Origin of the sequence: Bradyrhizobium sp. BR 1432, assembly GCF_051547705.1 — a bacterium.
In the GTDB taxonomy this organism is placed as follows: domain Bacteria; phylum Pseudomonadota; class Alphaproteobacteria; order Rhizobiales; family Xanthobacteraceae; genus Bradyrhizobium; species Bradyrhizobium zhanjiangense.
In genome coordinates this window covers 5,318,623-5,331,320 of record NZ_JBPUGF010000003.1, presented here as the reverse complement: position 1 = coordinate 5,331,320, position 12,698 = coordinate 5,318,623, and the positions used below count along the sequence as shown (strand labels likewise).

7 protein-coding genes and 4 pseudogenes are annotated in these 12,698 nt (G+C 65.1%); 9 read left to right on the top strand and 2 right to left on the bottom strand.

Features of this window, described 5'->3' with window-relative positions:
- Nucleotides 1-150: 150 nt before the first annotated feature.
- From ACSKB8_RS25550 to ACSKB8_RS25540, 3 genes and pseudogenes are all read left to right on the top strand, one after another.
- Nucleotides 151-1,522 (top strand): annotated as a pseudogene (locus tag ACSKB8_RS25550) (sensor histidine kinase).
- Nucleotides 1,523-1,529: 7 nt separating this feature from the next.
- Nucleotides 1,530-2,183, top strand: a complete 654-nt coding sequence (locus tag ACSKB8_RS25545; protein WP_370988915.1) for a response regulator — start codon at nucleotides 1,530-1,532, stop codon at nucleotides 2,181-2,183.
- Nucleotides 2,184-2,293: 110 nt separating this feature from the next.
- Nucleotides 2,294-2,599, top strand: coding sequence for a hypothetical protein (locus ACSKB8_RS25540; RefSeq protein ID WP_438107217.1), 306 nt, complete (start codon nucleotides 2,294-2,296; stop codon nucleotides 2,597-2,599).
- A gap of 34 nt (nucleotides 2,600-2,633) precedes the next feature.
- Here ACSKB8_RS25540 and ACSKB8_RS25535 read toward each other — a convergent pair whose 3' ends face one another.
- A complete protein-coding gene (locus tag ACSKB8_RS25535; protein ID WP_438107215.1) occupies nucleotides 2,634-3,221 on the bottom strand; it encodes a TetR family transcriptional regulator in 588 nt (195 codons plus the stop codon).
- A gap of 566 nt (nucleotides 3,222-3,787) precedes the next feature.
- On the opposite strand from ACSKB8_RS25535, the gene purB reads away from it, so the two are divergent.
- Together purB and ACSKB8_RS25525 are read left to right on the top strand one after the other, a co-directional pair.
- Nucleotides 3,788-5,095 carry an adenylosuccinate lyase gene (gene purB / locus ACSKB8_RS25530; RefSeq protein ID WP_438107213.1) on the top strand — a complete coding sequence of 436 codons (1,308 nt, stop codon included), beginning with the start codon at nucleotides 3,788-3,790 and terminating at the stop codon, nucleotides 5,093-5,095.
- Nucleotides 5,096-5,265: 170 nt separating this feature from the next.
- Nucleotides 5,266-6,435, top strand: coding sequence for a M20 aminoacylase family protein (locus tag ACSKB8_RS25525; RefSeq protein WP_438107211.1), 1,170 nt, complete (start codon nucleotides 5,266-5,268; stop codon nucleotides 6,433-6,435).
- Nucleotides 6,436-6,570: 135 nt separating this feature from the next.
- Here the strand turns inward: ACSKB8_RS25525 and ACSKB8_RS25520 are convergent.
- Nucleotides 6,571-8,477 (bottom strand): annotated as a pseudogene (locus ACSKB8_RS25520) (acyl-CoA synthetase).
- Between the two features lie 250 nt (nucleotides 8,478-8,727).
- Here ACSKB8_RS25520 and ACSKB8_RS25515 point away from each other — a divergent pair.
- The 4 genes and pseudogenes from ACSKB8_RS25515 to ACSKB8_RS25500 all read left to right on the top strand — a co-directional run bounded on the left by ACSKB8_RS25515 (nucleotide 8,728) and on the right by ACSKB8_RS25500 (nucleotide 12,666).
- A pseudogene (locus ACSKB8_RS25515) lies at nucleotides 8,728-9,800 on the top strand (SecDF P1 head subdomain-containing protein).
- Between the two features lie 238 nt (nucleotides 9,801-10,038).
- The gene (locus tag ACSKB8_RS25510; RefSeq protein ID WP_164934486.1) at nucleotides 10,039-10,845 is read left to right on the top strand and encodes a Crp/Fnr family transcriptional regulator; all 807 of its coding nucleotides are present in this window, start codon (nucleotides 10,039-10,041) and stop codon (nucleotides 10,843-10,845) included.
- A 187-nt stretch (nucleotides 10,846-11,032) separates the two neighbouring features.
- Nucleotides 11,033-11,831: pseudogene (gene murI, locus ACSKB8_RS25505) on the top strand (glutamate racemase).
- Between the two features lie 61 nt (nucleotides 11,832-11,892).
- The gene (locus ACSKB8_RS25500; protein ID WP_438107209.1) at nucleotides 11,893-12,666 is read left to right on the top strand and encodes an HpcH/HpaI aldolase family protein; all 774 of its coding nucleotides are present in this window, start codon (nucleotides 11,893-11,895) and stop codon (nucleotides 12,664-12,666) included.
- Nucleotides 12,667-12,698: the final 32 nt, after the last annotated feature.

Here is a 12,698-nt window from a genome sequence, read left to right as displayed (position 1 = left end):
GATTAGATCAAAGCCGCCGCGCCAGGTCCAAAGACCCATGCCCAATCCGGCTTGGGAAATTTGCCCGAGCTGCTATCCTGCCGTTCCGCGCAATTGGCAAGGCGCGGCGGCGTTGTTAGGCTGAGCTTACCAAACGTTGAGGGTGATCGCATGCGCCTCGTGCTTCAGCTCGTCGCCCGTCTGCTGCTCATCGTGGCGCTGTGCCTGGGAGCAGCGACGGTGTGGGCCACGTTCGATGCCTATCGCAGCGTCGACCGGGCGACAGCGGCCTCCGCGCAGCGGGTCGCGCAGGCGCTTCAGGCGCTGTATTGGCGTGAGCTCTTGTTGCGCAGCAGCCAGAGCCCGCGAGCATCTCTTGCCGGTTCCGGATTGGCGCACGCTGGAGACGATGAAGCTGATCTCGCCCGGCGTCTGCGTCGAGTTCCAGCCGGCCGCGGCGTTCGAGAAGCCGCTCTGCGGCCAGAGCCAAGGCATCGGCAAGACACCGCCGCGCTGGTTCGCATCGATCGTGCCGACCTTCCTCGGCAGCCACGCCGAGGTGGTGCGGCCTGTCAGTCCCCGCGCGGCAGCCGCCGGCACGGTGGTTGCGACACCGGACGCCGCCGCCGCAATCTCGCTCGCCTGGGAGTACATCCTCAACGTGATCGACGTTGCTCTGCTGATGGCGGCGGCAATCGCTCTGCTGGCTTCGCTCGCGATCGCGCACGCGCTGGCGCCGGCACGCACCATCGTCACCGCGTTGCAGCGCATGGCGCGCGGCCAGTATCGCACGAAGCTGCCGCGCTTCCGTTCGATGGAGCTTGCGATGATCGGGAGCGCCGTCGATGCGCTCGGCGGCCGGCTGGAGGAAGCGACCGAGCAGCGCGCAGCGCTGACACGGCGGCTGATCGAGATCCGCGACGACGAACGCCGCGCGCTCGCCCGCGAGCTGCACGACGAATTCGGACAAAATCTCTCCGCCATCCTCGCCTTCGCCAACACCATCGAGACGGCGAGCGCGAAGGAAAGCAAAGACAACGGCATCGCGCAGGATGCGCGCATGATCTCGCAGGCCACCCATCACCTGATGGCCTCGCTGCGTGACGCCTTGAAGCGGCTGCGCAATCCGCTGCCCGAGGAGCTTGGGCTCGAGGCCAGTCTCGTCAATCTCGTCGACAGCTGGCGTTCGCAGAGCGCGGCGCGGCCGACGATCCAGCTCGACCTCAGGGGCGATCTCACCGACATCAGCGGTCCGGCGGCCACCACCGCCTATCGCGTGGCGCAGGAATGCCTGACCAATGCCCTGCGTCACGGCTCGGCGCGCGAGATCTCGTTGCGCATCGAGCGCCAAGCCGGCGAGGACGACGCGCTCCTGATCCGTGTCGAGGACGACGGCGGCGGCGATGCGGAGCGCGTCGCGCAATCGGCCGGCTTCGGCCTCACCGGCATCCGCGAACGTGTTGCGGCCGCCGGTGGATCGCTGTCGATCCTGCCAGCGACCCGCGGCCTCAGCGTGGCCGCCACCATCCCGCTCGCCGCGTGAGGCCGAGATGAGCGAGGTCGCGGCAACAGGAATCTCCGTGCTGCTGGTCGACGACCACCCGATCGTGCGGCAAGGCTACCGGCGCGTGCTGGAAAGCCAGGGCGATCTTCGTGTCGTGGCGGAAGCCGACAACGCCGCGGACGCCTATGGCGCCTTCAAAGCGCACGATCCCGATGTCGTCGTGCTTGATATCTCGATGCCCGGCGCGAGCGGGCTGGAGGCGATCCGCAACATCCGTGCGCGCAGCCCGCGGGCGCGCATTCTCGTCTTCACCATGCACAACGAAGCCGTGCTGGTGAAAGCCGCCTTCGGCGCCGGCGCCTCTGGCTTCGTCACCAAGAGCAGCGAGCCGTCGGCAGTCGTGAATGCGATCCGCAGCGTGGCGCGCGGCGAGCGCGCCATGAGCGACGACATCGCGCATATTCTCGCCGAGGACAGCCTGTCGCCGACCGGCTCGGCGCTGGATCAACTGGGCGAGCGCGAGATCGAAATCCTGCGCCAGTTCGCCGGCGGCGCCACCACCGAGCAGATCGCAGCGCATCTCAATCTCAGTGTGAAGACGGTGCAGAACTATCACTATCTGATCAAGTCGAAGACGGGCGCGCGCACGGACGCGCAACTCGTGCGGCTCGCGGCGTCGTGCGGGTTGACGAGGATCTAGCAGCAGGGCTGCCGCATTCCTTCAGTCCCTTGAACCTTCTCAATGTGCCAAGCGGAATGGAACGGAGACCGTTCAGTTTCGGTTAGCAACGGAGTGAAGGAGTAACGGTCATGAGTAAGGGTCATCACAAAACAGTCGACCATCCCCCGATCATCACAGTAGGCGAACTCATCGACGAGCTTTGCCGCCTGCCGGACACCGCCGTCGTCCACTTCCGCTGCCCAATGCTCGATCAGGAACTCACATTCTACCGCCTTCGAAAGCGATCGAAGGACGTCGTCGAAATCGCGGTCAATGCATATCCGGAGAGTCCGCCGGTCGTGCCCTCGTCCGACCCTGCCTTCCACACGCGAAGACACCCGGCTTCCTCGCCCTCGCTTCGCGACGACGCCCTGCTTCACAAGACGAGAGGTTGATTGGCCGCACCGCTTATTGAAAGGATCTGCGGCTTTAGGCCGCCTTCAGCCCACGCAGCAGCAGCGCCAGCGTCGCGTCGACGCGCGCGGAGAGATCGGCATCCTTCCACTCGTCGGCATGGGCCGGATGGTGGAAGCGGACGGTGGCATCGAAGATGGCGCGCGCAGTGGTCTTGACGTCGTCCACCTCGAATACGCCCTGCTTGACGCCGTCGGTCAGGATCGCCGCGATCTGGTCGATCATGGTGTCCTTGTGACACTTGACGGCCGCACAGGCCTCGCGCGCCAGCGTCAGATAAGTCTGGAACATCTCGGGGTCGTCGAGCACGCGCGAACGCTTGGCGGCGAACAGCATGCGAAGCCAGCGGTCGAGCCTGTCAGGTGCGGGGCCCTGCTCCTCGGCGATCGCGCGCAACGGCGCGTCGATGCGGTCGAGCCAGCGTTTGGCAACGGCCTCGCGCAGCGAGGCCTTGCTCGGGAAATGGCGATAGACGCTGCCGTGGCTCACATCGAGCGCACGGGCAACGTCGACCACCGTGGCCTTGGCAAGTCCGAAGCGCCTGAGCACGTCCTCGGTGACTTCGAGGATCCGCTCCGGCGTCAAGACAATAGCTTCATTCATGCCAGCACCATGTTCCCGTTCAGGGTTCAGTTACCCGGCAGTAGGACCGCTTCCGAAGCGCCCTGGCCGGTCGTTCGGAAAGCCTATGCCTTAATGAGGCAGTTTTGCAGCCTGCGCCGCGATCTGGCGCGCCACCAGCAAATTGAGCCAATGCCCAATCACGCCGGTGAAATTGAGGATTTCGGTCGTCATTGTCTTAAGTCTCCATTCGTCCGCGGTCCCCGTTCTTTAATCCGCCCTCCGATCCGAGCTTGCTTCGGATGTCGGGCTCCCCGGGGCTTGTCGCGGGACGCCCAATCGGAGCATCCGAGTACGGATATACACGTCTCAGCTGACAGATTTCAATATCTGTCAGTCAATGATCCGTGATTGATAGCCAATTTTTGCTCCGGCGCAGGCTCGCCGCGCCCGACCGGTGGATAGTTGCCCCCATACCCAGCTCCCTGGGCCGGATCGTTTGTTTCGCCCTCCCCGCTCTGCTAAATCGCGGCGTAAAAAGCATTTTGGCCGGAGCCCACGCCCCTAGCGTCCCCAGGGTTGTCCCGCCCACCTCTTGGAGCCGTCAGATGATCCCCCGCTATACCCGCCCGGAAATGGCCTCGATCTGGGAGCCGCAGACCCGGTTCAAGATCTGGTTCGAGATCGAGGCGCATGCGGCGGACGCGCTCGCCGAGCTCGGCACCATCCCCAAGGAGGCCGCCAAGACCGTCTGGGCCAAGGCCAAGGACGCCACGTTCGACGTCGCCCGCATCGACGAGATCGAGCGCGAGACCAAGCACGATGTCATCGCCTTCCTCACCCATCTTGCCGAGATCGTCGGTCCCGAGGCGCGCTTCGTGCACCAGGGCATGACTTCCTCCGACGTGCTCGACACCTGCCTCAACGTCCAACTCACCCGCGCCGCCGACCTGCTGCTCGCCGACCTCGACAAGGTGCTCGCCGCCCTGAAGAAGCGCGCCTTCGAGCACAAGATGACGCCGACCATCGGCCGCAGCCACGGCATCCATGCCGAGCCCGTCACCTTCGGCCTCAAGCTCGCTTATGCCTATGCCGAATTCTCGCGCGCCAAGGAGCGCCTGATCGCGGCGCGCAAGGAGGTCGCGACCTGCGCCATCTCCGGCGCCGTCGGCACGTTTGCGCAAATCGATCCCCGCGTTGAAGCGCACGTCGCCAAGGCCATGGGCCTCGTGCCGGAGCCGATCTCGACGCAGGTGATCCCGCGCGACCGTCACGCGATGTATTTCTCGACCCTTGGCGTGATCGCCTCCTCGATCGAGCGCATCGCGGTGGAGATCCGCCACATGCAGCGCACCGAGGTGCTGGAGGCCGAAGAGTTCTTCTCGGAGGGACAGAAGGGCTCTTCGGCAATGCCGCACAAGCGCAATCCGGTGCTGTCGGAAAACCTCACCGGCCTCTCCCGCATGGTGCGGGCCTATGTGACGCCGGCGCTGGAGAACGTCGTGCTCTGGCACGAGCGCGACATCTCGCACTCTTCCGCCGAGCGCATGATGGGGCCCGATGCGACGGTGACCCTCGACTTCGCGCTGGTGCGCCTCGCCGGCCTGATCGACAAGCTGCTGGTGTACCCCGCCAACATGCAGAAGAACCTCGACCGCCTCGGCGGCCTCGTGCACTCCCAGCGCGTGCTGCTGGCGTTGACGCAGAAGGGCGCCAGCCGCGAGGACGCCTACAAGCTCGTGCAGCGCAACGCGATGCCGGTCTGGCGCGGCGAAGGCGATTTCCTTCAGCTCCTGAAGAAGGACGCTGAGGTGAAGAAATATCTCAGCGACGCCGAGATCGAGGAGCAGTTCGATCTCGGCTATCACCTCAAGCACGTCGACACGATCTTCAAGCGCGTGTTCGGGAAGTTGTAGGATCGTAAGGTGGGTTAGCCTTGCGGCTGCGCGAAGCGCAGTCCGCTGGGCGTAACCCACCTCTTTCGCGTCCGCGGAGACAAACAGCTGGTGGGTTACGCCGAGCAGATGCGCGTTGCGCATCTGCAGGGCTAACCCACCCTACGAGCAACAACAAAAACGGATCCCTCATGCCCATCGTCAACCGCATCGCCGCCCTGTCCGACGAAATGGCCGCCTGGCGCCATGACTTCCACGAGAACCCCGAGCTGCTCTACGAAGTCCACCGCACCGCCGGCATCGTCGCCGACAAGCTGCGCGAGTTCGGCTGTGACGAGGTGGTGACGGGCATCGGCCGCACCGGCGTGGTCGGCGTGATCCGCGGCCGCAAGTCGGCCTCCGGCAAGACCATTGGCCTCCGCGCCGATATGGACGCGCTGCCGATCATGGAGACGTCGGGCGTGCCCTACGCCTCAAAAGTCCCCGGCAAGATGCACGCCTGCGGCCATGACGGCCACACCGCGATGCTGCTCGGCGCCGCCAAATATCTCGCCGAGACGCGCAATTTCGACGGTACAGCGATCATGATCTTCCAGCCCGCCGAGGAAGGCGGCGGCGGTGGCAAGGCCATGGTCGAGGACGGGCTTATGACGCGCTGGAACATCCAGGAGGTCTACGGCATGCACAACATGCCGGGCCTGCCCGAGGGCCATTTCGCAACCACTCCCGGCGCGATGCTTGCATCTTCCGACAACATTCAGATCACGGTCCACGGCAAGGGCGGCCACGCCGGCGCCGGCCCGCACAAATCGGTCGACAGCGTGCTGATCGGCTCGCAGATCGTGGGCGCGCTGCAATCGATCGTGGCGCGCAACGTCGATCCGCTGAAGTCCGCCGTCATCTCGATCACGCAATTCCACTCCGGCACCGCCTTCAACATCATCCCGGAGATCGCCGAGCTCGCCGGCACCGTGCGCACGCTCGACCCTGAGGTGCGCGATCTCGTCGAGCGCCGCATCGGCGAAGTCGCCGACAGCATCGCCCGCGCCTATGGCGGTTCGGCCGAGACGAAATACACGCGGATGTATCCGGTGACGATGAATCATGCACGCGAGGCCGGCATCGCCGCCGAGGTCGCCCGCGACATCGTCGGCACTGATCGCGTCAACGACAAGTTCATCCCGATGATGGGCGCCGAGGATTTTTCGTTCATGCTGGAAGCCCGCCCCGGCGCGATGATCCTGGTCGGCATGGGCGACGGCAACGAGTGCCACCACCCGGCCTATGTCTTCAACGACAACATTTTGGGCCACGGCGCATCATACTGGGTGCGCCTGATCGAAACGCGGATGCCGGCGTAGAAAATATGTAGGGTGCAGAACTTGTACCGGGGAGCGCGGACCTCGTAGGGTGGGCAAAGCGAAGCGTGCCCACCACAACGGCCTCAATTGGAAGATGTGGGCACGGCGCCTTGCGCCTTTGCCCACCCGCCTCTCCTACGTCTGCACCACCTCGTGGCGCATCACGAACGGTGCAAGCAGCGCGTGCACCTCGTTCGCGACCATCTCGCGCTGATCCGGTGGCAGGCCCGCAAGCGTCACGGTGGCGATCGAGCCGTGGCTGCCATGGGCACCGACCCTGACCTTGCAATCGATGCCGCGCGCGACCAGCGGCGCCAGTACCTTGGCGAACACGCGCTCGGCCGCGTCCCAGCGCAGCTGCGGCTTGAACACCTTGCCGACGCCCGTCACCGGCATCGGATTGATCGGAATCACCTGCACCGGCACGGCGGCGCGCTCCGGCGTGCGCTCGCGCACCCACGTTTCGAGCTCGCCCGGCTCGACGCTCGCGCCCGGCTTCAATTGCACGTAGCCCACCGGCAGCTCGCCGGCGTAGGCGTCGGGCTGGCCGACCACGGCGGCGAAGCCGACGGCGGGATGCCTGAACATGATCTCCTCGATCGGCGCGGGATCGATGTTGTGTCCGCCGCGGATCACGAGGTCCTTGGCGCGGCCGGTGATCCAGAGATAGCCGTCGGCATCGAGCCGGCCGAGATCGCCGGAATTGACCCAGACCTCGTCGACGAAGGCGCCCTTGTTGTGCTCGTCGTTGAGATAGCCGCCGAACACGCCGGGCCCGGCCATGATGACGACGCCGATCTCGTCGGGCGCACAATCGCGGATCAGGCGGCCATCGGCATCGAGTTGCACGATGCGCACGCGCGCGTAAGGCATGGGAAGGCCGACCGAGCCGAGCCGGATCGGCCGCGACGGATAGGCCAAGGTGTGCACACTCGAGGTCTCGGTCATGCCGTAGACCTCGATCACCGGCAGCTTGAGCTTGTCCTGGATCGCCGAGCCCACGGCGACGGGAATCGCCGAGCCACCGCCGGCGGCATATTTCAAGCTGGAGATGTCGGCGTTGCCTGGCGGCACCGCCAGCGTAGCGGCGAGCACCGTCGGCACGCTCGACAGCGCGTCGGGCCTGTAGCGCTCGACGAGCTGCCAGATGTTCTTCACCGCATTCGGATTGCGCCAGCCGCTCGGCGACAGCACGACCAGCGAGCCGCCGCTCGACAGCGTCAGCAGCACCTGCGTCAACGATCCGCCAACGTGAAACAGCGGCATGCCGAACAGCAGATCGAGCCAGGCTTCGCCTTCAGCAGCAGATTGAGCGCCCAGGCCTGATAGACCTGGTTGGCATGGGTGTGCCGCACCAGCTTCGGCGTGCCGGTGGTGCCGCCGGTGTGGAAATAGGCGGCGATGTCGGCACCCGAAATCTTGCGCCCGCTGACAAGCCGGTCCGACGGCTGCTGCTTGATCAGGTCGCCGAAGGCGAAGATGCCGTTGGCGGGATCGCCGCCGCCGAACACCTGCACGATGGCCTTGAGATGCTTCAGTTGCGGGCGGATCTGCTCGACCTTCTGCCAGACGTCGGTGCCGGGCATCGGCCCAAGCGCCACCAGGATTTTCGTGTTCGCGGCCTCCAGGATCTCCGCGATCTGGTGCGGCTCGAGCAGCGGATTGACGGGATTGGCGATGCCCGCGGCTTCGGCGCCGAACAGCGTCACGAAGGCATCCGGCACCAGCGGCAGCATGAAGCTGATGACGTCGCCCTTCTCCGCTCCCAACGCGTGAAACATGTTGGCGGCCTGCGTGACGCGCGCGATGAAATCGCGATACGTGACCACGACCGGCGTGTCGGCGGGATCGGCGTTTTGCAGGAACTGGATCGCCGCGCCGTCGGGGTTGCGCGCTGCACCCAGCCTGATCGCGTCATAGGTGCTCTCGGCCGCGACGCGATCGGCATAAGGAATCTGCTCGAAGGCCCGGACGTCGGCGTCCGTCGAAAATTCCGGATAGTCGTTGCCGATGAGCCGATCGAGCGCATGGATGCCCGCCATGGAATTCCGTCCTCCCTCAGATGCATGTCCCCGCCCCCTGTCTTTTGACATTTTGGTTCGGCGAGGCCTCGACCGATTTGCCGGTCGAGCGGGAACACAATGATGGATGATTTGGCGTTCGTCTATTGCCTACCGGCTGCGGCGGTCGGCCTCGATCTCGACCGAATTGAACCTCCGCGCCCGATCCGGGGACCAAGAAACTGGCGCCGGCCTCCGCCGCCAGCGTCCTGCCGCAAGACTTGAGGTGATCATGCCTACGCATCTGCGGAACCGCATCACAAGCCTGCTCGTCGGACTCGCCATGGCGATCGTGCTGCCTCGCGTGGCGTTGGCCGACACTCAATTCGACAAGATGCGCGCCAAGGTCGCGGCTTTCGTCGCCGACAAGATGGAGAAGCTGGGCGGATCCCGCATCATCTACAAAGTGGACACCGATGGCTTGCGGGAGGCGGTCGTCGCGGACCTGCGCGACGACGCCTACAGATTCTGCGCGAGGGACGGATCGCTTTCTCCGGCCTTGCGATCCGCGACGGCGGCGTCGAAGTGAAGATTGCGGACGCCAAAGGTCGCGAACAGCTCACGCGCAAGCTCGCCTCGGCGGCGGAGGGGTTGCCCACGCACGCGCTCACCGTGACCGACGCCGGAGACGGACTGATCAGGCTCGCGCCGACCGACGCCGCATCCGCCGCACGGCTGCACGATCTCGTCGAAGATTCCATCGCCATGATCGAGCAGCGCCTCAAGGACGCCGGCATCACGCTCGCCAGCGTCCAGCCCGAGGGAACGGACCGCATCCGCATCTTCCTGCCAGGCGCGATGGAGCCCGAGCGCATCACCACAATCTTCGCCAAGAAGGTGCGGGTCAGCTTCCGCCTGATCGATCTCTCGATGCCGCCGGAGCAGGCGCGATCCGGCACGCCGCCCACTGGCACGGAAGTCCTGCTCGGCTTCAAGGACAAGCTTTCTTATCTCGTTGCCAAGGACAGCGCGCTCGACGGCGACGACATCGGCTATGCGGGACCCGGATTTACGAGCGACACGAAGGAGCCGATCGCCTCGTTCCGCTTCAACGGCCGCGGCACGCGGCGCTTCGCCCACATCACCGCAGAGAACGTCGGAAAGCCCTTCGCCATCGTGCTCGACGACAAGGTGATCGCCGCTCCCGTGATCCGCGAGCCCATCACCGGCGGCTCAGGCCAGATCTCCGGCAACTTCACCCTGGAAGAGGCCAACAGCGTCGCCATGCTGCTGCGCGCAGGCTCGCTGCCCGGACGTCTTGGCCTCGTCGAGCAGCAGGTCGTGCAACCCGCCGCCAAGCCCTAAGGCGGAGATCGGGCGGCCCCCGCGGCGTCGGGCCCATCCGCGACGCTGAAGTCGCCCCGAATCACGGCCGCGTTGCGGGCAGACGCACAACCAAAGGGGCGATTGCCGAAACGCCCGATCAAGCTAAAATTTGCCTCTTGCGGCATGACGGCCGAAGGCTTCATTTCAGGCGGCCGTCATTCGATTTCGGCTATACGAATACCGAGCAGGACTGAAGGCCTTACGCGGGGTTAGTACCATGCCGTCCGGCAGCGCAGACGTTTCCTCGATCCTCGACCGCATTCTCGATGCGGCAACGGACAACCTCAGGATCGCGAAAATCCTGGTCCAGATGGGCCTCGATCCAAACAACGTCACCTACGACGCGATCTTCAACCGGCTGCTGGAGATCTTCGTCCACAACATCACACTGGCCAATCTATTCGCGGCGGTCGGCGCCGTTTTCTTCGTCGCCACGCTCCTGATGCGGACGATGGTGCCGCTGCGCGTCGCCAACATGATCGGCTGCGCGTTGTTCGCCGTTTTCGGCGCGCTCTCCGCCAACGTCTCGACGTTCCTTCTCTATCTTCTGTTGCTGCCGATCAACGCCCTGCGGCTGCGGCAGATGCTCAAGCTGGTCAAGAAGGCGCGCCATGCGGCCGAAGGCGACATGTCGATCGAATGGCTCAAGCCGTTCATGACCGAGCGCAAATATCGCCATGGCGACACGTTGTTCAGGCTGGGCGACCCCGCCAACGAGATGCTCCTCACGGTCACCGGAAAATTCCTGGTCAAGGAGATCAATGTCGAGATCGGGCCAGGAACTCTCATGGGAGAGCTCGGCTTTCTCACGCCCGACAACCGGCGCACCGGAACGATCGAGTGCATCGAAGATGGACAGGTGCTGACGATCACCTATGACCGGCTGCTCGAGATTTATTTCCAGGATCCGCAGTTCGGTTATTACTTCCTGGTGCTGACCAGCCAGCGCCTCTTGCAAAACATCGATCGCCTGCAGAAGCAGCTCGCCACGGAGCGGGCGGCCGCCACGAACAGGATCGCGTGACCGCCCCGGCTCTACGCCGCAACGCCAAAGGCGTTGCGGCCCGTCTAGGACACGATGGCTCCCCGCAATTTTGCGGATATGTCCCCGTCCGCAGCGCATTCGACCCGTCCAGATTGGCGCTGGGGCGGTCCCGCCGCAAAACCGCCCTAAAAACCGAATGGTAACCATGGCGCCTTAAGGTAATGACGTGACCAACTCCCCGACCATCCTGGTGTTCGATTCCGGCCTTGGCGGACTGCACGGTGCTCCGTGAGGTCGTCGCCGCACGCCCGGACGCGCATTACGTCTATGTCGCCGACGACGCCTTCTTCCCCTACGGCCACCATGGCGAGGACGAGATCATCGCCCGCGTGGTGCCGTTGATGGGTGAATTGATCGGCACACATGATCCCGACCTCGTCGTCATCGCCTGCAACACGGCATCCACCCTGGTCCTGTCTCACTTGCGCGCCAATTATTCCGTACCCTTCGTCGGCACGGTGCCGGCGATCAAGCCGGCCTGCGCGCAGTCCAAGACCCGCCGCGTCTCGGTACTCGGCACCAAGGGCACGGTGAAGCGGGAATATACCAAAGCTTTGATCCGCGACTTCGCGCAGGGCTGCGAGGTGACTCTGGTCGGCTCGCCCGAGCTTGCCTCGCTGGCTGAAGCCGAGCTCGGCGGCGCTGCGATCAGCGACGAGGCCATCCTCGCCGAACTCGCTCCCTGCTTCGTCGGCGACGCCGGGGATGCGACATCGCGCACCGACACGGTGGTGCTCGCCTGCACGCATTATCCGCTGCTGCTCGACCGGCTGAAACGGCTGGCGCCCTGGCCGGTCGAGTGGATCGACCCTGCGCCCGCGATCGCCCGCCGCGTCTCGGATTTGCTTGGCCCGCGGATCGGCGGCATCGTGCAGTCCGGCGCCGAGATGATCTTCACCTCGAACCGCGTGCATGGCCTTTCGGCGATGCTCACACCGTTCTTCGGCGGCCGCGCCCTGGCCTGACTTTGCGCGGCAACGGCGCGCTGCTAGGCTTTGCCGTTGTCACCTTGCCGCAGGCCTTCCCATGTCGGTCCCCTCCACACCACTCAACCGTCTCCGCCAGCTCTGGCGCGAGGGACGCCCCGCCTTCGGCGCGATCGCGACGATCCCGAGCGTGCAGATGGTGCAGATCATGGCGCGCTCGCTCGACTGGATCATCGTCGATCTCGAACATGGCCCGATTGGATTGACCGAAGCACATGCGATGATCGCCGCGACCACGGGCACGCCATGCACGCCACTGGTTCGGATCGCCGCGAACGAGCCATGGCTTGCGAAAGCGCCGATGGACATCGGTGCCTTCGGCATCAACTTCCCGATGATCACCAACCGAGACGATGCCGAGAAAGCAGTGCGCAGCGTGCGCTACCCGCCGCGCGGCGATCGGCTCTGGGGTCCCTTCCACGCGCCGTTCCGCTGGGGCCAGTCGATGCCGGACTACATGGCCAGCGCCGACGATGAGATGATCTGCATGATCACCATCGAGCATGTCGATGCCGTCAATCGCATCGACGAGATCATGGCAACGCCGGGCATCGACGTCGCGGTGATCGGCCCCGGCGATCTCGCCACCTCCATCAACAAGCGCGGTCGGATGGATGATCCGGAGCTGCTTGAGCTGGTCGCCCGCGCGGAGGCCGGCATCCTCAGAAGCGGCGTGCCGATCGGGGGCGTGGCGCGCACCGCCGACCAGGCCAACGCCCTGATCGACCGTGGCTACCGGGCGATCGCGCTCGGCTTCGACTGGTCGCTGTTCCAGCGTGGCATCATGGCGGCGTTCGAAGGGATCAGGCGCTGAACAAGCCGATCTCGGCCTTGCCGGAAACTGCC